General features: G+C 45.4%; 20 protein-coding genes. 17 read left to right on the top strand and 3 right to left on the bottom strand.

The features are described 5' to 3' along the window. Positions 1–60 precede the first annotated feature (60 nt). From rfbA to APAR_RS05150, 6 genes are all read left to right on the top strand, one after another. Complete coding sequence (rfbA, locus tag APAR_RS05175) at positions 61–963, top strand: glucose-1-phosphate thymidylyltransferase RfbA (protein ID WP_012809093.1); 903 nt, start codon at positions 61–63, stop codon at positions 961–963. 1 nt (position 964) lies between these two features. Then, positions 965–1864, top strand: a complete 900-nt coding sequence (rfbD, locus tag APAR_RS05170; RefSeq protein ID WP_012809092.1) for a dTDP-4-dehydrorhamnose reductase — start codon at positions 965–967, stop codon at positions 1862–1864. Between the two features lies 1 nt (position 1865). Continuing rightward, positions 1866–2933 carry a dTDP-glucose 4,6-dehydratase gene (gene rfbB, locus APAR_RS05165; protein ID WP_012809091.1) on the top strand — a complete coding sequence of 356 codons (1068 nt, stop codon included), beginning with the start codon at positions 1866–1868 and terminating at the stop codon, positions 2931–2933. Further along, positions 2933–3778 carry a LicD family protein gene (locus APAR_RS05160; RefSeq protein WP_012809090.1) on the top strand — a complete coding sequence of 282 codons (846 nt, stop codon included), beginning with the start codon at positions 2933–2935 and terminating at the stop codon, positions 3776–3778. Before rfbB ends, APAR_RS05160 begins: the two co-directional genes overlap by 1 nt. Before the next feature lie 212 nt (positions 3779–3990). Further along, positions 3991–5781 (top strand): NTP transferase domain-containing protein, encoded by a 1791-nt coding sequence (locus APAR_RS05155; RefSeq protein WP_012809089.1) that lies wholly within the window; start codon positions 3991–3993, stop codon positions 5779–5781. Positions 5782–5799: 18 nt separating this feature from the next. Further along, positions 5800–6747 (top strand): DMT family transporter, encoded by a 948-nt coding sequence (locus tag APAR_RS05150; protein ID WP_012809088.1) that lies wholly within the window; start codon positions 5800–5802, stop codon positions 6745–6747. A 78-nt stretch (positions 6748–6825) separates the two neighbouring features. Here the strand turns inward: APAR_RS05150 and APAR_RS05145 are convergent, their stop codons facing one another. Continuing rightward, positions 6826–7617, bottom strand: coding sequence for a glycosyltransferase (locus APAR_RS05145; protein WP_012809087.1), 792 nt, complete (start codon positions 7615–7617; stop codon positions 6826–6828). Positions 7618–7692: 75 nt separating this feature from the next. On the opposite strand from APAR_RS05145, the gene APAR_RS05140 reads away from it, so the two are divergent. Together APAR_RS05140 and APAR_RS05135 are read left to right on the top strand one after the other, a co-directional pair. Next, positions 7693–8616, top strand: coding sequence for a LicD family protein (locus tag APAR_RS05140; protein ID WP_012809086.1), 924 nt, complete (start codon positions 7693–7695; stop codon positions 8614–8616). 2 nt (positions 8617–8618) lie between these two features. Then, a complete protein-coding gene (locus tag APAR_RS05135; RefSeq protein ID WP_012809085.1) occupies positions 8619–9869 on the top strand; it encodes a lipopolysaccharide biosynthesis protein in 1251 nt (416 codons plus the stop codon). Between the two features lie 58 nt (positions 9870–9927). Here APAR_RS05135 and APAR_RS05130 read toward each other — a convergent pair whose 3' ends face one another. Together APAR_RS05130 and APAR_RS05125 are read right to left on the bottom strand one after the other, a co-directional pair. Then, the gene (locus tag APAR_RS05130) at positions 9928–10314 is read right to left on the bottom strand and encodes a DUF2304 domain-containing protein (protein ID WP_012809084.1); all 387 of its coding nucleotides are present in this window, start codon (positions 10312–10314) and stop codon (positions 9928–9930) included. Between the two features lie 9 nt (positions 10315–10323). Continuing rightward, positions 10324–11004 (bottom strand): glycosyltransferase family 2 protein, encoded by a 681-nt coding sequence (locus APAR_RS05125; protein ID WP_012809083.1) that lies wholly within the window; start codon positions 11002–11004, stop codon positions 10324–10326. A 116-nt stretch (positions 11005–11120) separates the two neighbouring features. On the opposite strand from APAR_RS05125, the gene rfbC reads away from it, so the two are divergent. The 9 genes from rfbC (at position 11121) to APAR_RS05080 (ending at position 23182) form a co-directional block, all read left to right on the top strand. Next, entirely contained in the window at positions 11121–11726 is a 606-nt protein-coding gene (rfbC, locus tag APAR_RS05120) for a dTDP-4-dehydrorhamnose 3,5-epimerase (protein ID WP_012809082.1), read from the top strand. Between the two features lie 26 nt (positions 11727–11752). After that, the gene (locus APAR_RS05115; RefSeq protein ID WP_012809081.1) at positions 11753–14383 is read left to right on the top strand and encodes a U32 family peptidase; all 2631 of its coding nucleotides are present in this window, start codon (positions 11753–11755) and stop codon (positions 14381–14383) included. A gap of 91 nt (positions 14384–14474) precedes the next feature. Next, positions 14475–14711, top strand: a complete 237-nt coding sequence (locus tag APAR_RS05110; RefSeq protein WP_012809080.1) for a NifU family protein — start codon at positions 14475–14477, stop codon at positions 14709–14711. Between the two features lie 229 nt (positions 14712–14940). Beyond that, positions 14941–15498 carry a dCTP deaminase gene (dcd, locus tag APAR_RS05105; RefSeq protein ID WP_012809079.1) on the top strand — a complete coding sequence of 186 codons (558 nt, stop codon included), beginning with the start codon at positions 14941–14943 and terminating at the stop codon, positions 15496–15498. Between the two features lie 21 nt (positions 15499–15519). After that, positions 15520–16335 carry a prolipoprotein diacylglyceryl transferase gene (lgt, locus tag APAR_RS05100; RefSeq protein WP_012809078.1) on the top strand — a complete coding sequence of 272 codons (816 nt, stop codon included), beginning with the start codon at positions 15520–15522 and terminating at the stop codon, positions 16333–16335. Positions 16336–16339: 4 nt separating this feature from the next. After that, entirely contained in the window at positions 16340–20125 is a 3786-nt protein-coding gene (locus APAR_RS07165; protein ID WP_012809077.1) for an outer membrane protein assembly factor BamB family protein, read from the top strand. Then, positions 20122–20787, top strand: a complete 666-nt coding sequence (locus APAR_RS07160) for a DUF4430 domain-containing protein (protein ID WP_012809076.1) — start codon at positions 20122–20124, stop codon at positions 20785–20787. Before APAR_RS07165 ends, APAR_RS07160 begins: the two co-directional genes overlap by 4 nt. Next, positions 20787–21701, top strand: coding sequence for an energy-coupling factor transporter transmembrane component T (locus APAR_RS05085; protein WP_012809075.1), 915 nt, complete (start codon positions 20787–20789; stop codon positions 21699–21701). The genes APAR_RS07160 and APAR_RS05085 overlap by 1 nt, the downstream gene beginning before the upstream one ends. Then, complete coding sequence (locus APAR_RS05080) at positions 21698–23182, top strand: ABC transporter ATP-binding protein (RefSeq protein WP_012809074.1); 1485 nt, start codon at positions 21698–21700, stop codon at positions 23180–23182. Before APAR_RS05085 ends, APAR_RS05080 begins: the two co-directional genes overlap by 4 nt. Positions 23183–23193: the final 11 nt, after the last annotated feature.

Below are 23193 nucleotides of genomic sequence, written 5' to 3'. Positions count from 1 at the left end.
ACGGATGAGCGTTATTCTAAGTACCATTGCGCGAGAAACCCGATTGATGAGGAGTAGATTGTGAAAGGCATCATTCTTGCAGGAGGTAGCGGCACGAGGCTTTATCCGCTGACAACCGTTACGTCTAAACAGCTTTTACCTGTTTATGACAAGCCAATGATTTACTATCCTCTGTCTACGCTTATGCTGGCGGGAATTAGAGACATTCTTGTTATCTCTACTCCTCGTGACCTTCCAAATTTTGAAAAGCTTTTGGGTGACGGATCTGATTTTGGCATCTCTATCAGCTATGCTGAACAACCTTCTCCTGATGGATTGGCTCAGGCATTTGTTATTGGTAAAGAGTTTATTGGCGATGATGCTGCAGCTCTCATTCTTGGAGATAATATCTTCTTTGGAAATGGTCTTTCAGGACTTGTTAGAAAAGCTGCTCAGCAGGCACAAACTGCTGGCCGTGCTACAGTCTTTGGTTATCACGTGGATGATCCAGAGCGTTTTGGCGTTGTTGAGTTTGATAAGAACTACAACGCTATTTCAATTGAAGAAAAGCCAGCTCATCCAAAGTCTAACTACGCAGTAACTGGTCTCTATTTCTATGATCAGCGTGTTACTGAGCTGGTAAAGCAAGTTCAGCCAAGTGCTCGGGGTGAGTACGAGATTACTGATCTTAACCGTCTGTATCTTGAGGACGGCACCCTTGACGTTGTCACTCTTGGCCGCGGTTTTGCATGGCTTGATACGGGAACTATGGAGTCTCTCTTTGAGGCATCAACCTTTGTCCGTACCGTTGAAACAGCTCAAGGTCTGCCGGTAAGCGTTCCAGAAGAGATTGCTTTTGAGAACGGCTGGATTGATAGCGCAAAACTCATTGAATGTGCAGAGCGCTACGGTAAATCTGCCTATGGTGAACACCTCAAGAGTGTTGCAGAAGGACGAATTCTTCCTTCTGGAAAAGGAGAGTAACATGCACGTTCTTATCACTGGTGCACATGGCCAGTTAGGCAACGAGCTCAAACGTCTTTTTGAATCCGGTGTCTCTGAGATTGGTCCAATTCCAGAGGTTTTTGTTGAACCAGATGTTGATTATACTGATGCTGATGAACTTGATATTACCAGTTCAGAGGCAGTAAGCGCGTGGTTTGACCAGCATGAACGCTATGACGTTGTTATTAACTGTGCCGCCGCAACAAACGTAGATGGTTGTGAAAGTAATTTTGAGGCAGCGTTTGCGGTAAATGCACTTGGTCCTATGAATCTTGCACGAGCTTGTAGCGCTACGCAGACAAAGCTTGTTCAGGTTTCCACTGATTATGTGTTTAGCGGCAAAGAAAGCACTCCTCGTACAGAACAAGATGCTCCTTATCCTGTTTCTGCATATGGTCGATCTAAATTAGCGGGAGAAGGACTTGCGCTTGCGGCAAATCCCCGAACATTTGTGGTGAGAACTGCATGGCTTTATGGCTATGTTGGCAAGAACTTTGTGGCAACCATGCGCACCCTAGGCGCCAAGTATCCAGAGATTAGTGTTGTTGATGATCAGGTAGGTAACCCTACCAGCGCAAATGATCTGGCTCACGCAATTTTGTGTATTGCGGCCACTGAGAACTATGGCATCTACCACGCTACTAATGAGGGAACGTGTTCGTGGGCTGATTTTGCAGAGGCTATTATGGCTGGCAGCAATCTTGACTGTAAGGTTACCAGAGTAACCTCTGCTCAGTGGAAAGAGCTGCACCCAGAAAGTGCTTCTCGCCCTGCATATTCATCTTTGGTAAACGGACATCTTGAGAGTACTATTGGAAATTGTATGAGGCCTTGGCAAGAGGCTCTTGCCACATATCTTTCGAAGGTAGAAAGAGGTTAGTGTGAAGACCTATTTAGTAACTGGTGGAGCTGGATTTATTGGATCTAACTTTATCCACTATATGCTCAAAAGAAATCAGGACATTCATATCTTGAATGTGGATGCTCTGACTTATGCGGGCAACCTTGAGAATCTTTCGGAATATGATCAAGACCCTCGCTACACCTTTGCTCACGTAGACATTAGGGATAAAGAGGCTCTGACACAGCTGTTTGAGGCTCATCATCCCGATTATGTCATCAACTTTGCTGCAGAGAGCCACGTAGATCGCTCCATTGAAGATCCAGGCGCCTTCGCCGATACCAATGTCATGGGTACTGTTGCTCTTTTGAGTGTTGCAGAGTCTTTCTGGAATGATGGTCAGGGTTCTTACGGAGACCATAAGTATCTGCAGGTTTCTACTGATGAGGTCTATGGCTCACTGTCACTTGATGATCCAAAAGCATTTTTCCGTGAGACCACATCTTTGAGTCCACACAGCCCCTACTCTGCATCTAAGGCTTCTGCAGATATGTTTGTAAAAGCCTGGCATGACACGTACGGATTTCCTGCGGTAATCACGCGTTGCTCCAACAACTATGGCCCTTACCAGTTCCCCGAGAAGCTCATTCCTCTGATGATTGAGAATTGCTTAGAACATAAGTCTCTTCCTGTCTATGGTGATGGACTCAACGTTCGAGATTGGCTCTACGTTGATGATCACTGTAAGGCAATTGCTATGGTTCTTGAGGGCGGCAGACTGGGTGAGGTTTACAACATTGGTGGTCATAACGAGCGCAATAACCTTTACATTGTTAAGCGCATCATCAGTGAAGTTGCAAGAATCACTGGGGACACTCAGATTACTGAGGATCTGATTTCTTACGTTACTGACCGCAAGGGTCATGACCGCCGTTACGGCATTGCACCTGATAAGATTAAAGAAGAGTTGGGCTGGTATCCAGAAACTCCATTTGAAGAGGGAATTGTTACCACTATCAACTGGTATCTAGAGAACCGTAAGTGGGTTAAGAATGTAGTTTCTGGTGATTACCAGGATTACTACAAGAAGATGTATGAAGGTCGATAATGCGCACATACGATACAGAGACACTTAAGCATCTTCAGCAGGTTGAGCTGATGATCTTAAAGGACTTCGTTGATACGTGTGAGGCCAATAACATCCGTTATTTTGGCTTTGGTGGCACCGCTATTGGGGCTCTTCGTCATAAAGGATTTATTCCCTGGGATGATGATATTGATGTCTGCCTTCCTGCAGAAGACTTCAATAAGCTCCTAGATATTTATGACAAAGAGTGGTCAGAAAAGTATTCAATCATGAATACCGAGAGGGACATTAACTATCCGTTCCCAACTACTCGAATCATGCTCAAGGGTACACAGTTCTGCGAAGAAGCGCTTGCTCCACTTCCGCTTGATCTTGGTATTTTCTTGGATGTTTACTGCTTTGATAACGTTTCAGATGACGAGAAAGAATATAAGAAGCAGGCATTCGATGCGTGGTTCTGGTCGCATATGCGTATCTTGGTTGACGTGCCTCGTCCTGTTATTTTGGCCGACGGCATCAAAGGAAAGCTTTTAAAAGCAGCAGTTACTATGGGTAGGGGAGTTTGCAAACTTCTACATCTCTCTACTCAGAAAATGTATGAACGTGAGCAGGAAGCCCGCAACCGCTTTGCTCACGTTAAGACAAAAAGAATTGCCTACCTGCATGATACTGATAGGTTTGTAAATACCTATCCAGTTGATGAGGTTTTTCCTGTTGATAAGCTTGATTTTGACGGAATTCAAGTATCGTTCCCTAATCAAAATGATAAGTTCCTCAGGATGCTTTACGGCGATTACATGCAGATGCCTCCAGTTGAGAAGCGTAAAAACCACTATCCAGCGCGTTTGGATTTTGGTCCTTACTAAGGTTTTCTCGCTTGTAAAGTAATACATAAAAGGTAAAACGGCATCTCTGGTGCCGTTTTTTGTTAGATCAGCAGTTTCTGGTAATCCTCTAAAGCTATTATGTTCAAAATGTGTTTACACTTGTACAAATTTGAACAAAGGAGTATTATGACTAGAGTAAATTGGTTCAAAAGTTTATTCATGCAGTTAATTGGTCTTCATTTGGAGGAACCGTGGCACTGACAAAGAACGTTTTTTCCGTACTTAAAACCATCGCTCAGTCTAACGAGAAGTTCAATCAGAGGCAGCTCGCAGAACATACAGACCTTTCCCTTGGATCTGTTAACTCAGCAGTCAAAACACTGGAGGATCAGGGTCTTATTGACGATAATCTAATTACTTCAAAGGGTCTCGAAGCTCTGAAGCCTTACGAGGTCAAGAATGCCATTATTATGGCAGCTGGTCTGTCTTCTCGCTTTGCACCAATCTCTTATGAGAAGCCAAAAGGTGTCTTGAAGGTTCGAGGAGAAGTTCTCATTGAGCGCCAGATCCATCAGCTTATGGAGGCTGGCGTTACCGATATCACCGTAGTTGTTGGCTATAAAAAGGAGTATTTCTTCTACCTGACTGCAAAGTATGGTGTCAAGATTGTTGTAAACCCAGATTACGCAACGAGAAACAATAACTCTACACTCTGGTATGTCAAAGAGCAGCTGGATAACACCTATATTTGCTCTTCTGATGATTATTTTACTGAGAATCCTTTTGAGCACTATGTTTTTGAGGCCTACTATTCAGCAACTTATGTGGCAGGAGAAACTGACGAGTGGTGTCTTAAAGAAGGCCGTGGTGGACGTATTGCCGGCGTAGAAATTGGTGGCTCTAACTCTTGGATTATGCTTGGACACGTCTTCTTTGACAGACAATTCTCAAGGAAGTTTGTAGATATTCTTGAAGAGGTTTACGACAAGCCAGAGACTGTTGATATGCTCTGGGAAGAGATTTACGTCCGTCACATCAAAGAGCTCTCTATGAGCATTAGAAAATATCCTGACGGCGTGATTTATGAGTTTGACTCCCTTGATGAGCTGCGTCAGTTTGACCCAGCCTTCATTGAGAATATAGATTCAGAGATTTTTGACAATATTGTTTCTGTACTTCACTGCCAGAAGAAGGACATTCACGGCTTCTATCCACTGAAGCAGGGTCTTACCAATCTGTCTGCTCACTTTATTGTGGGCCATGGTGAAGACGCTCAGGAGTATGTTTATAGGCATCCAGGTGTTGGCACCGAGAAGCTTGTTGATCGCGCTGCTGAAGAGGCTGGTCTTCGTCTTGCTCGTGAGCTGGGTCTTGATAGCACCTTTATTTACGAGGATCAAAAAGAGGGTTGGAAGATTTCTAAGTTTGTAAAGAACGCTCAGAACCTTGATCCTCATAATCCTAAGCAGCTTAAACGTGCAATGGAGATGGGGCGCAAACTGCATCACAGTGGTGCCTCACTTGATCGTTCCTTTGACTTTGTCAATGAGGGTCTTAATTACGAGAAACTCTTGCTTGAAGAGGGTCCTATTGAGATTCCTGGCTATTATGATCTTCGTGAAAAGGTCCTGCGCTTGAAGAAGTATGCAGATGCCGATGAGTATCCAGTTGTTATTTCTCACAATGACTTCTTCTATCTGAATTTCTTGATTGATGAGTCAGACACCTACAGCCTTATTGACTGGGAATATGCAGGAATGTCAGATGAGGCTAATGACTTTGGTACCTTCGCAGTTTGCTGTGAGCTTACTGACGATGAAGCTAATGCTGCTATTGATTACTACTTTGGAAAAGTGGCAACTTTTGAGCAACGTAGACACTTCTGGAGCTATGTAGTCTTTGCCGGTTGGTGCTGGTATCTTTGGTCTCTGGTTAAGGAAGCAGAGGGCGAGAACGTAGGCGAGTGGTTCTTCATTTACTATCGCTACGCTGCAAACAATATTGATCGTGTTCTTTCTTGGTACGAAGACGCTCAAAACTAAGGGCAAAAGGGGAAAACTATGTATTACGGTCTTTTAAGCGGTATTCTTTGGGCGGTTGATACCGTTATTCTCGGTGTTGCTCTTGGTATGAGTCCTTATGTTGATTCAGCTCAGGCGTCATTTGCCAGTGCATTCATGCACGATTTCTTTGCCGCTGCAGTTCTTTTAGTCATGATGGCTCAGAAAGGCAGACTTAAAGACACCCTTGAGGCAGCAAAAACAAAGAGTGGCCGTGTAGTCATGCTTGGCGCACTCCTGGGTGGACCAATTGGTATGAGTGGTTACCTAGCTGCTATTAACACCATTGGACCTGGCTACACCGCTGCAATTTCAGCTTTTTATCCTGCAGTTGGTTCGGTTTTAGCATGGCTTTTGCTCAAAGAAAAGATGAACTTAAAGCAGGTTATTGCTCTTATTGTTGCTCTTGTTGGTGTCATGGTTATTGGTCTCTCAACAGCAGCAGGCGAGGGTAACGGAAACGTTCTTGTGGGTATCTTGGGCGTTGCTGCTTGTGTCTTTGGCTGGGGCTCTGAGGCGGTTATTTTGGCTTGGGGTATGCAAGACGATGCTGTTGATAATGAGACTGCTCTTCAGATTAGGGAAACCACCTCTGCATTTGCATACGGCCTTCTCGTCTTGCCATTGGCTGGTTCCGTTGATTTTGCTGCACAGGTTGCACTAACTCCTGCTAATGGCGTTGTCTTTATTGCTGCTCTTGCAGGTACTGCCTCATATCTCTTTTACTACAAGGCAATTGACGCCATTGGCGCTTCTCGCGGTATGGCACTGAACATTTCTTACTCTGCGTGGTCGGTAATTTTTGCGGCTCTTGCAGGTATTATCTTGCCAGCAATTATGCCTGAAGCAATTCCATCTCCACTGGTTGTAATTTGCTGCATTGTCATTATTGTAGGAACGGTTCTTTCTGCAACTCCAGACTGGAGTGAGCTCTTTAGTAAAGAATAGATTAGCTTTATTCAAACAAACTAAAAAAGACCCGTAGCTGTTGAGCTGCGGGTCTTTTTGTGTAGAGAACAGATGTTGTCAGCCGTTGCTCTTCTGGCCACTCTTATAAGCCATGTTAATGAGCTTAGCCACAGGGGTTGGCCAGAACTTCTTGAGCATCTCCAGATCCTCCTGTTCACGACGGTTATCGTGAATAAGATGGCTGGTCTCAGAATCTTCATGAATACGGTGAAGCATCAGCACGTGGGTGTCGTATAAGAATTCACCCTCACGTTTACTAATTGCCTCCCAAGCTTCCCAGTCTAGGTTAGAACCAAATCCAGCCTTGAAAACAGGAAGTTCAAGGTTGGGAAGGATCAGCGTGGTACTTGGGCAGCAAATGGCACAACCTAACTCAAGTGCACGACGTTTGGCCCATGCCTTACCTGCATTTTCTGGTTTTGAGAGCGAGTACAAGAGGCGACGCTTTACTTTAAGCAGACGATTCTCAAGAACTTCTTCACCGTCACGCAGCTCACCATAATTAGTGAAGTAAATGAGTGGGCGAGAAGAGCTGTTTATACGTTCAAGCATATACTCTGCATAGTTAGGTTTGTAAAGGTCATCTTGGTGAGCAATGGTTACTAAAGGTGTTGTACAAACGCTCACTGCAAAATTCCAATCGCCAGCAATACCACCTGGGCCAGGATTGACGTGCATTTGAATGTCGTATTTCTTGCAAAGGGACTTAATCAGATCATTTGGTGTTGAAGTAGCCAAAAGAATATTCGTAGAAAGAGTCTGCTCCTTGAGCGAGAGAATGCACTCTTCTAGATAGGGACTCTCGCCATAAGCGCAAATAGCAAACGTGTGATCCTGAGGTGTATACATTGCTATATCCAATCGATTAGCTCCGATGTTTAGTATTATAAGAATGTTATCGGATGATGGCGAATGGGAGCCCTAGTGGAGTCTGACGGATTTAAGACATACGAGAACCCCGATGAACTGAGAAGAATTCAGATTCTTTCCACACTTTTGATGGATGAGCTTGATCGCGTCTGTACAGAACTTGGTATTTCGTATCAAGCATATGGCGGAACAGCCATTGGAGCTGTCAGACATAAAGGGTTTATCCCTTGGGATGATGATGTAGATATCTCAATGTTTCGCGAGGATTATGAAATCTTTTTGGAGAAGGCGCCAGCGCTTCTTCGTCCAGATTTTTGTATTCAAAACGGAAGAAAAAACAATTTCTTTCCGGCGGTCAATACAAACCTCTCTTTAAAGGGAACGATCTGTGTCCCTGATGAGTTTATGACCTGCCCTTTTACCTATGCTATTTCAATTGGAATTTTTCCTTTCGATAAAATTCCAGCAGATCCAAAGAAGCTTGCTAAAGTTAAGCGGCAAACATGGTTCTGGGGTCGCTTGAATTTCTTACTGGTTACACCAACTCCTCGTGTTCCCTTGACTGGATGGAAAAAGAAAGTTGCTCTTGCAGGGTGCTTTGTCATTCATCACGGTTTGAAGCTTTTTAGAGTTTCATCTGCGTTTATTCAACGTAAGTGGGACGAGGCTGCTCGCACTGCAGAGGACGAGAATACCAATCACTATGCAAGTTTCGTCGAACCTGATCCAGAGAACTGGTCAATGGACAAAGAAGATGTTTTTCCTATGGTTCGCGTTCCTTTTGAAGACATTACTACTATGCTTCCTAAGGAATATGACAAGCTTTTAACCAGAGGATATGGCAATTACATGCAGCTTCCTCCAGAGAAGGATCGTAAGAATCATCATCCTGGTGCGCTTGATTTTGGTAAGTGGAAAGACGTAGATGTTACCAAAGGAAGTCGTCAGGCATTCGAGGACTTTGGTCAGAAAAGCTAACTATGACTATTGATACTTCTGCTGAACAGCTGAAAAAAAACTACTTTTGGAATACGCTTGGTTCCTTGATGAATGCCGCTTCAACCGTGCTTATGTTGATGGTGGTCACACGTACCATGGGAGCTGCTGCCGGTGGTATTTTCTCGCTTGCTTATGCTGTTGCACAGCAGCTTATGGTTATTGGTCATTTTGAAATCAGAACATATCAAGTTACCGATACAGAAGAAGTATTTTCGTTTGGTGTATATCTTGCCGCACGAATTATCACAACTGTCTTAATGATTGCAGGAATTATTATTTTTACCTTGCAATCTCAGGGATTAAGCTATGAGGGAATACTGTATGCTCTCATTGCATCACTGCGTTTATTTGATGTTGTAGAGGACGTATTTCACGGCATGTTCCAGCAGCATGGTCGTTTGGATATTGCTGGTAGAGCGTTCTTTTATCGTGTACTTACAACTGTTGTTGGCTTTGCAGTAGGTGTGATTCTTACAAAGAACCTGCTTATTGGTGCAGTTATTTCTTTTGTTGCATCTTTAGTGATTATGATTGCGCTTGTTGTCCCTCCTACAAAAAGGATGGCAACACTTAAGCCTACCTTCGATATTAAACAAATTATAAAACTGCTGTTAACCACTGCTCCTTTGTTTGCTGGTTCATTTTTGCTGACATACGTTGTTGGTGCACCCCGCTATGCACTAGGTGGTTTGAGTGATCAAGCGCTCCTTACTTTCTTTACAGCATTAGCTATGCCAGCTATGGTTATCAATCTTTTAAGCAACTTTGTTTTTAAGCCGCTACTTACTCAGATGGCTGAATATTGGAATAATCATCAAGATAAACAGTTTGTAGGCTTGATTCTTAAAGGCTTTGCGGTAGTTGCTTTAGCTACCGTTGTTTCGATGGCCCTGGCTTGGCCGCTAGGAGCTCCGGCTCTTGGTCTTCTATATGGTCTTAATTTTGAACCTTATAAGCTAGAGCTCTTGACGCTACTCTTTGGCGGTTTACTTAATGCTCTAACAGTCATTTTGTACTATGCCGTAGTAACCATGCGCAAGCAAGTTGCTGTGTTTGTAAGTTACGCTGCAGGTGCAGGCTTTGCCGCGCTTACGGGGGGATGGTTTGTAAGCAACTTTGGCATTATGGGAGCGTGCGTGCTCTATGATAGTTCGCTTGCAATTCTTGCGTTAGTATTTGGTATTTTCTGCTACTTGGGATTTAAAGATCAAAAGAAAAAGTCCGCTGCGTAAGCGGACTTTTTAGATGAATTTCCTGTGTTAGCGTACCGACAGAAGGCCAACTTGTCTTTTACACGCGAGTATGCTGGTTGAGATCAGTTATAAAATCAAGGCTTTTCTCGTCACGAGTATCTTTATCACGCAGAGCAAGCTCGCTGGATAGTTGTTCAACTTTATAGGTGAGCTTGGAGATTGCACAGGACTGATGGAAGAGTCTGATAAGAATCATGACAATAACTAGCAGCAAGACAAAGTTTGCAGGGCTCATAAAGCCAAAAAGTCCTGAGAAGAAATAGGCAAGCTGAGGGATGAGTGCAAATAAAACCAGAATTACAGCAGAAACTACCCAATAGACTGAGTCGGAGATGCGAATTTTTGATTTGCGGACGCTATTGATGACAATGCCCATGGCAAAAAGGGCGCCAATAAGCAGCAGAATTCTAAGAACTAAAGTCATAGTGTCACCTTATCTAAACCACTGAAAGAGTAAAAGCGAGAGACACGTGCGGGCCATATACATTATTGAGTTATAGAAGCCTAAGTAGGACTTGCCGCCTTGTCGCTCACGCATTTCGGTTTCAATCTCGACAACTTTTGCACCACGACGCATCAGCAAAGAGATGGTGTCTGGCTCGGGGGAGAAGTCAAAGGAGCGCGCATACGTCTCAATAAGGCCGCGGTCGTACATGCGCATGCCTGACGTAGGGTCAGTGATAGTCTGACCGGTACTTGATTTAATGAGCCAAGAAATAAGCTTAGAGCCAATTTCTCGGGGGGAGTTTCCGCGAGCTTTGGTGACAAAGCGAGAAGCAATAACAATATTTGCTTCTTCTTCTACCATTGCCTGAGCCATTGGTGCAATGTACTCGGGCCTATGTTGACCGTCGGAGTCAAACTGCACTACGGCGTCGTAGCCGTGTTCTTTGGCATAGCGCATGCCAGTTCTAAAGCCAGCAGAAAGGCCTCCGTTAGCAGGTAGATTAAGATAGTTAAATCCGCGCTCTTTACAGATATCCAGTGTGCGATCAGAGGAGCCATCATTGATTATGATGTAATCAACTTGAGGAGCCACCTGGCACAATTCTGTAATAGTCGAAGCAATGCAGGCTTCTTCGTTGTAAGCGGGAACGACTGCAAGAATTCTCACAAGTATCCTTTGAATTGCAAATTACACGTTAACTGCATGAATATCATAGCTCAAAAGCCTTATTAATCTTGACTCGTATATAGTAGATTACCTAAAGAAATTGAAAGGTGAACGCTATGGAGTTTCCAAAAGAGCTTAAAAACCCTATTCAATCGGGCAATTTTACGTTTTATGACACCTCGATTGAAGGTGTAAAGGTTGTGGATGTAAAGCTGTACGGTGATGCTCGCGGTGGCTTTATGGAGACCTATCGTGAAGAAAACTTTGTTGCTGGCGGCATCGGCGCTTCATTTGTACAGGACAATCAGTCTTATTCCGTTCAGGGTGTGCTTCGTGGCCTTCATTTCCAGATTGAGCATCCACAGGCAAAGCTTGTCCGTGTCATCTCTGGCACTGTTTTTGACGTTGCTGTTGATCTGCGAGAGGGAAGTCCAACCTGGGGTCAGTGGGAGGGTGTCATCCTTTCCGCTGAGAACCGCAGACAGTTTTTTGTTCCACGCGGCTTTGCCCACGGTTTCTTGGTGCTCTCTGAGACTGCTGAGTTCTGTTACAAGTGTGACGACATCTATCATCCAGGTGACGAGGGTGGCATTATGTGGAACGATCCAGAGCTTGGTGTAGAGTGGCCAGCATTTCTTGGTGAGAAGAACTTAGATCCTGCAAAGGTTATTCTTTCCGACAAAGACAAGATTCATCCAGCACTTTCTACACTTAAGAAGTAGTAAGTTCTGAAGGCAAGTTAGGTAGTATGAACGAACGTAATCGTCGTGAGCGAGAATTTACAGCTCACGAGTTAAATCGCATGAACGAGCTGGAGTGGACGGAGGAAGCCTCTGACTTAGAGTTTTCATCTCAACCGCTTCCTCGTGCAACACAGATGGAACTTCTCGCACCAGCGGGAGGACCTGCACCGTTTGCTGCTGCTTTGGCTGGCGGTGCGGACGCTATTTATTGCGGTTTGGGTAACAACTTTAACGCGCGCCGTGGCGCAGACAACTTTGATGACGAGTCTTTTGCACGTGCTTGTAGGCAAGCTCATCTGGCTGGCGCTCGCGTGTACGTCACTGTTAATGTTGTTGTTAAGTGGGATGAAATGCAGCGCGTACTGCGCCTGATTCGTCGTGCATGGATTCTTGGAGCAGATGCTTTTATCATCCAAGACTGGGGTCTTATGGCTCAGGTTAGAAAGACTTGGCCAGAGATTGAATGTCACGTATCAACGCAGGCAAACATTCACGATACGCGTGGTGTTTCTGCCTGTAAAAAGCTTGGTGTAGGACGCGTTACCCTGTCCAGAGAGCTTACTAAAGAAGAGATTTCTACTATTTCCAAGCTTGGTGTTGAACTAGAGTGCTTTGGTCACGGCGCCTTGTGTTTCTGTTATTCGGGTATTTGCCATATGTCATCCATGCGTGGAGACCGTTCTGCTAACCGCGGAGCTTGTGCTCAGCCGTGTCGTCTTCCGTATGAGCTGCTCAATTCTAAGCACGAAGTTGTCTCGATGGGCGGCATTGATAGGCTGCTGTGTCCTAAGGATTATTGCACTATTGATGACGTGCCGGACATGATTGAGGCGGGCGTGGGCTCGCTTAAGATTGAAGGTCGTATGAAGGCGCCTGAGTACGTGTACTCTGTTGTGTCTTCGTATCGCCAGGCAATTGATGCTGCCGAGAAAGGCGTTGATAACCAGGCCGATGTGGCACGTCGCCATCGTTTGCTTAAACGTTCGTTTAACCGCGGCTTGACTAATGCATATCTGCACGGCACCGCCGGCAACAAGATGATGAGCTACGAGCGCTCCAATAACCGCGGCGAGGTTGTAGGTGAGGTTACTGGAGGACGTTCGCTTGAAGATGCTCTTGAGCGCAAGAGTGGCTTGAATGGTGGCCGCGTTAAGCTGCGTCGCTACAAGCAGGCTGACGTTGACCTTATTGCACATGCGCCTATTGGCAAGAATGACCTGCTTGAGATTAGACCTTTAGATGAGCCTGACAAGTTCCTGACCGCTCTTTGTCCTACAGATGTTGAACCTGGTCAGAAGGTCACCGTCCGCACTTCTCGCGTTATGCAGACTGGTTCTACGGTGCGCATTATTCGCTCTGAGGCAGCACGTGTGGCAGCTGAGCAGATTTCTTCACTGGAATATCCTCGCAAACGAGCTGTTGATGTGACTATTATTGCTCGCATCGGCCAGCCTTTTACCGTGGTGCTTACTACAACAGATGGAGCGGCAAGTGCGTCTGCTGAAGGCTTTGTGGTTGAGGAAGCTCGCACTAAGGCGGTAACTTCTGACGAGCTTATTGAGCACGTAGGACGTATGGGGACCTCTCCATTTGAGGCAGTGAGTTTTGACGTACAGATGGATGACGCGTGTGGCATGAGTTTTAGTGCTGTTCACAAGGTTCGCGCCGCAGCATGTGAGCAGCTTGAGGCTGCGCTTCTGGAGGAGTACCAGGATCGTGAGTATAAGATTGCTCCGCTTTCACGCCTTGCCTATCAAAAGGAGCGAGAAGCTCAGGATCAAGAGAAACTCTTTGTTTTTGACAAGGCAGCTGCAAAAACAAATGCATCGCAGGCAGAGATATGTGTTCTGGTTGAGACTCCTGAGCAGGCACGCGTTGCACTCAAGGCGGGAGCAGATCGTCTGTACGCAACAACAGATGTACTTACAGACGCTTCGTGGCCAGAAGATCTTCTCGCCAAGATAGTGCCATGGCTTGACGAGGTGTGCCGCGAGATTGACCACAATCGTTTGGATCCGTACGTCGTATCTGGTAAGCCGATTGCCGTAGGCAACATCTCTGAGCTAGCGCTGGCCGTTGAGCGTGGAGCTGTCCCAGAGGTGCGTGAGTGTATTCCAATCCACAACGATTACGCTTTGCAGGCTCTTGCTGACATGGATGCAGAAGGCGTCTGGCTCAACTCAGAACTTACCCTCCAAGAGATTTGTCACATGGCGAGAAACGCCTCGATTCCTGTGGGCTATATGGTTAGCGGCCGTATTCGTACCATGACAACTGAGCATTGTATTTTGATGTCTACGGGTAAGTGCATTCACGATTGTGATGCCTGTCAGTTGCGCCTTGAGGAGCATACGCTTAGGGGTATTGATAATGATTACATGCCCGTAAGAACTGACAGACACGGTCGCTCAAAGATTTGGAGTCCTAAACTTTTTGATGGTGTGCCAGAAATCTCTGAGATGCTTTCAGCCGGCGTGAAGCGTTTTATGGTGGACGCAACACTTTTGAGTGTGGAGCAGACAAGAGAGGCCACTTCTCGCGTAGCTGCAGCGATTGAGGCAACAGCGTCGAGTGCATCATTGCCTCCACGTCTCAAAGATGCTTCAGTTGGACATCTTTTCTCGCCAATTGGATAGGCGTAGAAATAAGTTTGGAATTTTGGGTAGGATATTCTTGTTGTAAGTTATGAGCGCGTACGCGCTTAAGAGAGTTTGAGTAGGAGCTAACATGGCCATTAATCGTGACCTTTTGAATGCAACCCTTGATGTTATTCGTCAGAGCCTTCAGACTGACGGTGGTGACGTTGAACTTATTGACGTTAGCGATGACGGTACCGTTACCCTTGAGATGGTTGGTTCTTGTGCTGGCTGTCCTATGTCTGCATACGATATGTCTGAGGGCATCGAGCGTATCCTGATTGAGCACGTTCCTGGCGTTAAGCGCGTTCAGCCTGCAATGCTGTAAGTTATTGCCACCGCCAAAAATGGACGTTTGGCGCTTATCAACTATTAGTTTTATAAGCATAAACGTGTTTTTTATGCAGAGAAGTTATGATGAACCATAACTGACCTGCCTATTTACAAATTTTTTATATCACGTTCTACACACTATTGTGTGGGGCGTGATATTTTATATAAGTGGATAACTGGGTTTTCTGACCATACATTTGTATGATATAAGAAAGGTGGACGTTGTGGTCCTTTCTGATCGCGACATTAAAGCCGAGATTGCTGCTGGTCGTATCGTTATTGAACCTTTATGCGAGAAAAACGTGCAGCCTGCATCGGTTGACGTATGTCTTGGTTCAAACTTTAGAATCTTTCGCAATTCTACGCATACCTCAATTGATCCGCTTGTAGCTCAAGAAGGTCTTACTGAGTCAATTGATGTTCCAGAGGGAGAAGTTTTTGTTCTTCATCCTGGTCAGTTTGCGCTTGGTACTACTCTTGAGCGTATTGCTATTCCTGACGATATTCTTGGCAAACTTGAAGGCAAGTCCACCTTAGGACGCTTGGGTCTTATGATTCATTCAACTGCAGGTTATGTTGATCCAGGTTGGGATGGAGAGCTTACGCTGGAGCTTTCTAACGTTGCTAACCTTCCGATTATTTTGCATCCTGGCATGAGGATTGGTCAGCTTTCTTTTGAGCGTATGAGTTCTCCTGTTGAGCGTCCTTATGGCTGTGAAAATCTTGGCAGTCATTATCAGGGTCAGCGCGGAGCAACTCCTTCGCATGTTCTTTCTAAGTAGTACTAGTAAGTAGGACATATTGTGTGGCTTGATGCTTTCTATCATTCATTAAACCCAGTAGCGCTTTCTCTGGGTCCGCTGTCTATCAGGTGGTATGGTCTGGCATATCTAGTAGGCTTTGTGCTTGCTGGCGTAGTAATGTACAGGACTGCTCAACGCTGGAAACTTAACATTACTCCTGATGACGTATTAAATTTGATGGTCGGTATCTCGTTTGGAGTTATTGTTGGCGCCCGTCTGTTTTACGTTATTTTCTACGGCGCTGGTTATTACATAGCTCATCCACTTGATGCATTTGCTTTAAGTCAAGGTGGCATGAGTTTCCACGGAGGTCTTGTAGGAGCTGTTATTGGTGGCTCTATTGTCTGTAAGGCTTCTGGTCTCTCTATTCCTACTATTTGTGACCTGGGAGTTATTGGTGCGCCTCTTGGCCTTTTCTTTGGACGTTGCGCAAACTTCATCAACGGTGAGCTTTGGGGAAAGCCAACCAATCTGCCCTGGGGAGTAATGTTTGAGACAGGAGGTGCGGTCTATCGTCATCCTTCTCAGCTCTACGAAGCACTTCTCGAGGGACTCGTAATGTTTGCTATTTTGTATGTCCTATCTAGGAAGTATCCTCCTCGTCCACAAGGAACGTTCATTGGAACGTTTTTGATGCTGTACGGCATTTTTAGGTTTGTAGTGGAATTTGTTCGTGTCCCTGATGAACAACTTGGCTATCTCTTTGGCAGCTTTATCACCATGGGACAGCTGCTTAGTCTGCCTTTAGTTGTACTTGGAATTGTGGTGCTTGTCATGGCAAGAAGGCTAGACTCACCACAAGTTGGAAGGAATTAGAAGCATGATCAAAAAGGCGCTTAATAGCCTTTTCTCCATACTTTTAGTGCTTGCACTCTTACCAGCGCCTGCATTTGCAGAAGCAGCGGGGGAGTTGACTACTGCAGCAACTTCTTCATCAGAGACTGTCCTTACTGCTAATGACAACGCTTCTAGTGAGACAGCTGACACATCTGGAACAACTACAACCTCTAAAGAGACGGGTTCTGGTGCTGCAGCAACTACTGATGAGACTGCCTATCCACATAAAACACTAGATCAGGCTGTAGAAGCACTGACCAATTCTTTCTATAAGCCTAAACCTCGTTATGGCGTAGATACTAACCTCAACACCATGGTTGCAGAAGAGTTGCGTCGTATTGGTGCTGGAGAAGTTAACGTTAGAGTGGCATCTGTTCAGATGTCTTCGACAGCTTCGTATGCTCACGCTGGTGTTTCTACTGACTTCGCAACTAATGGTTCTATTGAGTACTTCTGGATGGATGCCGCTGGCTTAACTAACCAGAAAAGTACTCTTATTTTGCGTCAGGCTAAAGTAACCTTTGAACTTTCCAAGGATGGAAAGACTGCTCAGTATACCTGCAACGTTTTAATTCCTTGGGATGAGGCAAAATCTCAGGTGCAGCTGAGTGATGTATCTCAAAATCTTGCTCCATCATTTGCGACAGGACAAAATGAATCTTCCGTAACTTCAAACTTTACCCTTCCACATAAGCTTATTTCTGTTGATGGACATTTGCTTTCATGGTCTAAGGTAACTTGGACCAGTTCTGACACGTCTACCGTTCGTGTTGATGGTTATGGTACTGAACCTTATAAGGCAACGGTTATACGTGGTATTCGTGATAAACAGGTAACGCTGACTGCAAACGTTTCTTTGAGCGGCTCCGATGCCCCTCAGACAAGCTATCAGCGATCCTTTACCATAACGGTTCCAGGTGATCCTTCGGCTATTAGTGATGCTCAGAATAATCTGTTGAGGCGTATCAACAGGCGTTTCTCGGTAGCAGCCATTAAAGATGTGTATACCAATCACTCAATTAATGCTCAGGCTGTCACAGACGATCTTCAGATGCCTACACCAAAGAATTTTGGTTTGGACGGAAAGCGCTATCAATTTACTTACACTTCCTCTAATGCTGCAGTTACGTTTAATGGTTACCGAGCGACGGTATATCAGCCTCTTCCTTCTGCCTCTGCACAGCAGGTAGATATCACCCTAACTGTTACTGATAAGGAGAATCCCGAGGTAACAGCCTCTAAGACTCTTACGCTTACGGTAAGCCCCCTCAATCAATCTGACATTGACGCAGAGCTTTCTTTGATGAAGGAGTCAAAGGCTCATTTCTGGGATGCTCTTGCTACTCCTTCTGGCCAGCAGAACAAACAAGACAGCATTTCTGAGTCCCTGGCTACACCAAATAAGTTCTATCGTGCAACAGACGGTTCTTTGACCTGGTCTTATGACGTTAATAATACCGATAAGACCGCAAGCGGTATTGTACCTTCTGAGTTTTCTACATATGATCCAATGGGCCCTGCTAATCAGGCACGCACATATAGTTCTTCTCAACCAAAAATCATTCAGAACGAGAATCTTGTTCTGGCGCAGACTCCTGAGTACAACACGTCTGTTACAGTTTCGGCACTTCTTTCAAGTGCACGTTATTCTCGCTATGCAAGCCTGTATCCAGATAATGAGCAGTTCCAGGCTCTTGCTAATCAGAAGGTCTCTGCCACTTTTACTGTGAAGGGCGAGAAGGGCGCTCGATCTGCAGAGCAAAACTTAGATTCAAGTCAGCTTGTTTCCGTTACCCTTTCCGTAGTGGGTCTTGATAAAGATGGTAAGCCTCAGCATTGGGCTCCTACGCAGACCATTGAGGTTCGCAAGGGTTCAACTGCTGATAAGGTAACGTATGATTACCTGAAGAATAATGGCTTAACATACAGTGCGGATAGTGGTTTTCTATCTTCTATTACGTCTCCTGCGCAGGGTCTTACGCTTGCAACAACACAGGTAAATGGCGCCTTCAAGTGGTGGCAGCTCTTTGTGAACGGCCAGCTTTCGGACAAGATGGCAAACAACGTTACCTTAGACAAAAACACTACTATTACCTGGACATATGGTGGTCAGAATAGCTCCATTCCAACTCCTCAAAATGAGCTGGTTATTAATCCATTTGCTGAGCACCCTAATTACGAGGCATCATGGAGCGGTTTTGGCAGCGGAAACAGCTCTACTACCACCCAGAACACTCCAATTAATTCTGCGGCTTTGCGCTGGAGTGTGACTGAGGGCACTCAGAATGTACCTGGATTCATTTCTGACCAGGTAATTGTTAAAGATACCATCTATTACGTGAGTGGTTCTACTCTCAAAGCAGTTGACGCCGCAACGGGAAGTCTTATTGCTGAGGCGCAGATTGGTTCTACAGTTTCGTACTTTGCACGACCTCTATACGTTAATGGCATGATTGTTGTTGCTACTGATGATGGATGTCTTACTGCTTTCTCGGCAACAACTATGGAGTGCATCTGGAAGACAGAACCACTTGATACTGCCAATACACTACAGTCTGTTTCTAGTTTGACTGTTAATAACGGCACCATTTTGGCTGAGTTTACCAAGATGAGTGGCTTTGATGCTGCCGGTGGTTACATGATTGCTGTTGATGCTGCTACTGGTGCGCTTCGTTGGAAGCAGGAGGCACAACCTGCAAATACTCCTGGAACAACCCCTGGTCAGCCTTCAGGGTATTACTGGTCTGGCGCAGCTGCTTCTGGCTCTGACTTTGTGATTGGAGATGAGTCTTCCTCAGCTAGACTCATCAATGGCACAACTGGCGCCATTGAGGCTGAGCTTAATCTTGGCTCACCAATTCGTGCAGGTATTGTCCCTGTTTCTGTTGATCAAAATGGTAATGGAACCTATCTTGCTGTAACCAGAAATGATGGTACATTGCATCTTATTAGGAGAAACGGTTCTTCTCTTGTTGAAGAGAAGCGGGTTAAATTTGCAGCAGAGTCTACTTCCACACCAACAATCAGCGGTTCTAATGTCTTTGTTAACGGTGTTGATGCCGAGGGTTACGGAACTATCTCCGTAATTTCTCTTGACACGTTTACCGTGACTGACCAGGCACGTGCTGGCAAAGGTAAGTCTCAGAGCACGCCTCTTGTTTCTGTTCAGCAAAGCGGCACCTATGCATATTTCACTGTAAATGGACTGCCTGGTGGCGTGTGGGTATACAAGTTGGGCACTGGTCGAGCAGCTCAGATTTACACTCCCGATAAAGATCATCAGAACTACACTACGTCGTCAGTTATTGCAGACTTTGCGGGCAACCTTTACTACACCAATGACTCTGGTACGCTTTTCTCGCTTATTAATCAGAAACCATCTGGCGAGAATACCCAGCCATCTGGTGATATTTCTAACAGGACAGATATCACATCCACAGATGCGCCAGCTCAAGACTCTTCATCTCCGGCGGCGCATGAAAGTTTCTCAGCTACTCCCACAAATGCAGGTGAGGAGGTCACACAAGCCCCATCTGAGAATGAGACTGCAGATACCAGCTCTGACAAGAAGCAACTTCCACAGACTGAATATGTAAACAAGGAAACTGCCGCCCCACGACAGGGATCCTCTGCGCCTACCATTCCGCTTTTGAGTATCTTTGGTTTTTTTGGTTCTGCAGCAGTCCTTGCAGTATTTGTAGCGTTACTTAAGAAAGAAACCGCTGCAATTCACCATGTTTCCAATGGCAGAGGCAAGGTGAACAAGTGATTAAGTTCACAAGAGAATCTAAACGGATTGTCTATTTAGCTGTATCAATTGTGTCTCTTTTGTTCATGCTTTTTTTCGCATGGACATTGGTTCAGTATTTCTTTGCACTCACTTCAAGCGCTTCCTCTCAAGAGGCGCCAAATGCAGTGCAAGGTCAAACAGTGGCAGAAGCCTCTGGTACTCAGACGGACTCTCAGACCGCACAAACGCAAGGAAGTTCAGGTTCAGACACTCAATCAAATTCTGATGCGTCTAAAACTCAAGATTCTTCTAATCAGAACACGTCAGAGCCAGAATCTTCTAACTCTGACAATTCAACAAATGATGCAGTTGTTCCTCATAAAGACAAGAGCACGCTTTCTGTAAACGTTACAGTTGATGGTTCTGCCGCAAAGGGACTTTCGTTTTCTGTTAACCTCCAGGTACAAGAGGGCGCTTCTGTCTATGATGCGTTACTTGCAAGTGGCGCAGGGGTAAATGCTCGCAGTACTTCGTTTGGTATGTATGTTGCAGCTATTAACGGGCTTGCAGAGCGAGATCATGGTCCACAGAGTGGTTGGGTCTATTCGGTTAATGGCGTTCAGCCCAATTACACTTCAGATGCATATATTTTGCACGATGGTGATTCGGTTGTTTGGACGTATGTTAACGCGGTGAACTAATGAATCCTGCACGCACAAGTTTTTCTCGTCTGCATCCATTTGCCACGGTTGTGTTGTTTGGATGTGAAGCAGTACTTGCTGCCTTTTCTTTTCAGCCTTTTTGCGCGTTGATTACCTTTATGGCCGCTGAACTGTGCACAGCTCAACTGTTTGATGTTAAGCATGCTGTTAAACAGCTTATTTGGTATGCTCCAATTATTATCTTGATGACAGTTATTAATCCGTTCTTTTCGGCATCGGGTTCTACCGTTTTGTATTCTTTTGGTCATACGCAGCTGTATGTAGAGAGTTTAGTGTATGGAGCTACCTCAGGATTAGTACTTGTGAGCACTTTAAGCTGGCTGGAGTGTTTGTTTGCGGTAGTTTCGCCACTCGAGTTGCTACAGCGCTCAAGCGTTCGTTTTCCGGGATTGCAGTTGGTCTTGAGTCTTTCTATGCAGTTAATGCCGCAGTTGCTTGCAGACCTTACAACATCTCGTCAAATTCAGTCAGCAAATACTGCCGCTCAGGCATGTGATTTTGATTCGCAGACACATCAGCAACACCATCATCTGGGCGCGAGAAAAGCTATTATGCAGTCAGTCGCTATAATCAACGCAGTGTGTATGAGTGCGCTGGAGAAGTCGATGAGCACGTTTCAGTCTATTGTGTCTCGAGGCTGGGGAATGGCTGTTCATAGAAGTAGGTGGAACACTGAGATACTTGACGCTTACGATACTATTGCGTTACTGGTATTTACTTTAACGGGTGTTTTAGCAGTAGTTTCTTTGCACATTCTTGTACAAGCTTGGCAGTTTTATCCCACTATGCCAGAGCTTCAATTGAGCTTTTGGTATGTGGGTCTGGTAGTGTTTGCAGTTTTACCGGTAATTTTTGTGCGCGTTGATAATGTTTTATGGGAGCAGTCGGTATGAGTGAGCACCCTTCCTACAAGCAGAATTCGCTTGAATCCTTAGTAAATAAAGAAACTATTCTTGCTATTCAAAATCTCTCGTTTGCATATGCCTTGAATCCAAATAGCAAGGTTATAGAGGATTTTTCTTGCGAAGTTCATGCTGGTCAGATTGGTCTTTTGCTTGGATCAACTGGTTCAGGTAAGTCTACAATTTTGAGCCTCATTAAACCAGAGATTGCGCCTCAAGGCAGGCAAGACGGTTCAATTATCGTTTGTGGTCAGGATGTTTCAACGATGACTCAGGCGCAATCCGTTGACGCTATTGCTTTTGTACCGCAAGTTACATCACGTGCACTTGTGTGTGAGACTCCTCTTAAAGAGCTTGTTTTTGGCTTGGAAAATCGTGGTATATCTGAGAAAGAGATGCGTCGCCGCATTTTTGAAACGGTCAGTTTTTTTGGTATGGAATCACTTTTGCATAAACGTAACTATGAGCTTTCCGGGGGAGAGCAGCAGCTAGTAGCTCTTGCCGCCGCACTTGTCATGCGTCCAAAGTTGCTTTTGTTAGACGAGCCAACCTCGCAGCTTGATCCGTTTGCGCAGAAGAACTTTATCGCACACCTGGAGCGAGTGGCGCGCGAGCTCAACGTTGCCGTGCTTGTTGCAACCCACGACGTTGCTGCGTTTGCACACTTGGCAGACAGGTGTTTCTGCCTCGATGGCGAGAAACCCAATGCACTCCAAGCAGAAGGCTCTTCTCGCCAGGTGGTCTGTCCTAGTAGCTTCACGCTGAACTCAGGTTCCACCTTTGCCGACAACTCGCCTGTGGTCGAGTTCAGCGCCGTAACGTTTGCATACCCTCAGAGTGACCAACTAGTGTTCAACAAGTGCTCACTTGAGATCTCTAGGCGAGAAATTCGTGCGTTTGTAGGCGGTAACGGCTCTGGTAAATCAACGCTTCTAAAGCTTGCGGCAGGTGTTCTTCGTCCAAGAAGAGGCTATGTCTACAACCAGCTTCGACAATCCCAAGGATATATTCCACAAGACCCCGAGCTGCTCTTTACCTGTCAGAGTGTGGGCAAAGAGCTTGCTCAGTGGCAACAGACTTGCGCTTATTCAGACAAGGATATTCAGTCTCTCTTAGAAGCTTCAGGACTTCTTGCTCGTACGACATATCAGAAGCTTATGTCTTCTCACCCATACGATTTGTCTGGTGGACAGCAGCAACTCATAGCCCTCATAAAAGTGCTGCTTACAAAAGCGCGCCTGCTCATTCTTGACGAGCCCACAAAAGGTTTGGATGCTTTAACCAAGGAAGCTGTTATCAATTTGCTCTCTCGCGCACAAGCAGAAGGAGCAACCATACTAGTAGCAACGCACGACATGCAGTTGATATCGCGCATTGCTGATAACGTTTCTTTAGTTTTTGATGGTCAAATTTCTTTGACAGAACCAACTTCAGAGTTTTTTGAAAACTCGTGGGTGTGGTCGGCAGAATAAACGGCTAGAAC

The sequence above is a fragment of the Lancefieldella parvula DSM 20469 genome, from assembly GCF_000024225.1.
In the GTDB taxonomy this organism is placed as follows: Bacteria; Actinomycetota; Coriobacteriia; order Coriobacteriales; family Atopobiaceae; genus Lancefieldella; species Lancefieldella parvula.
This window is presented reverse-complemented; position numbering and strand designations above follow the sequence as displayed.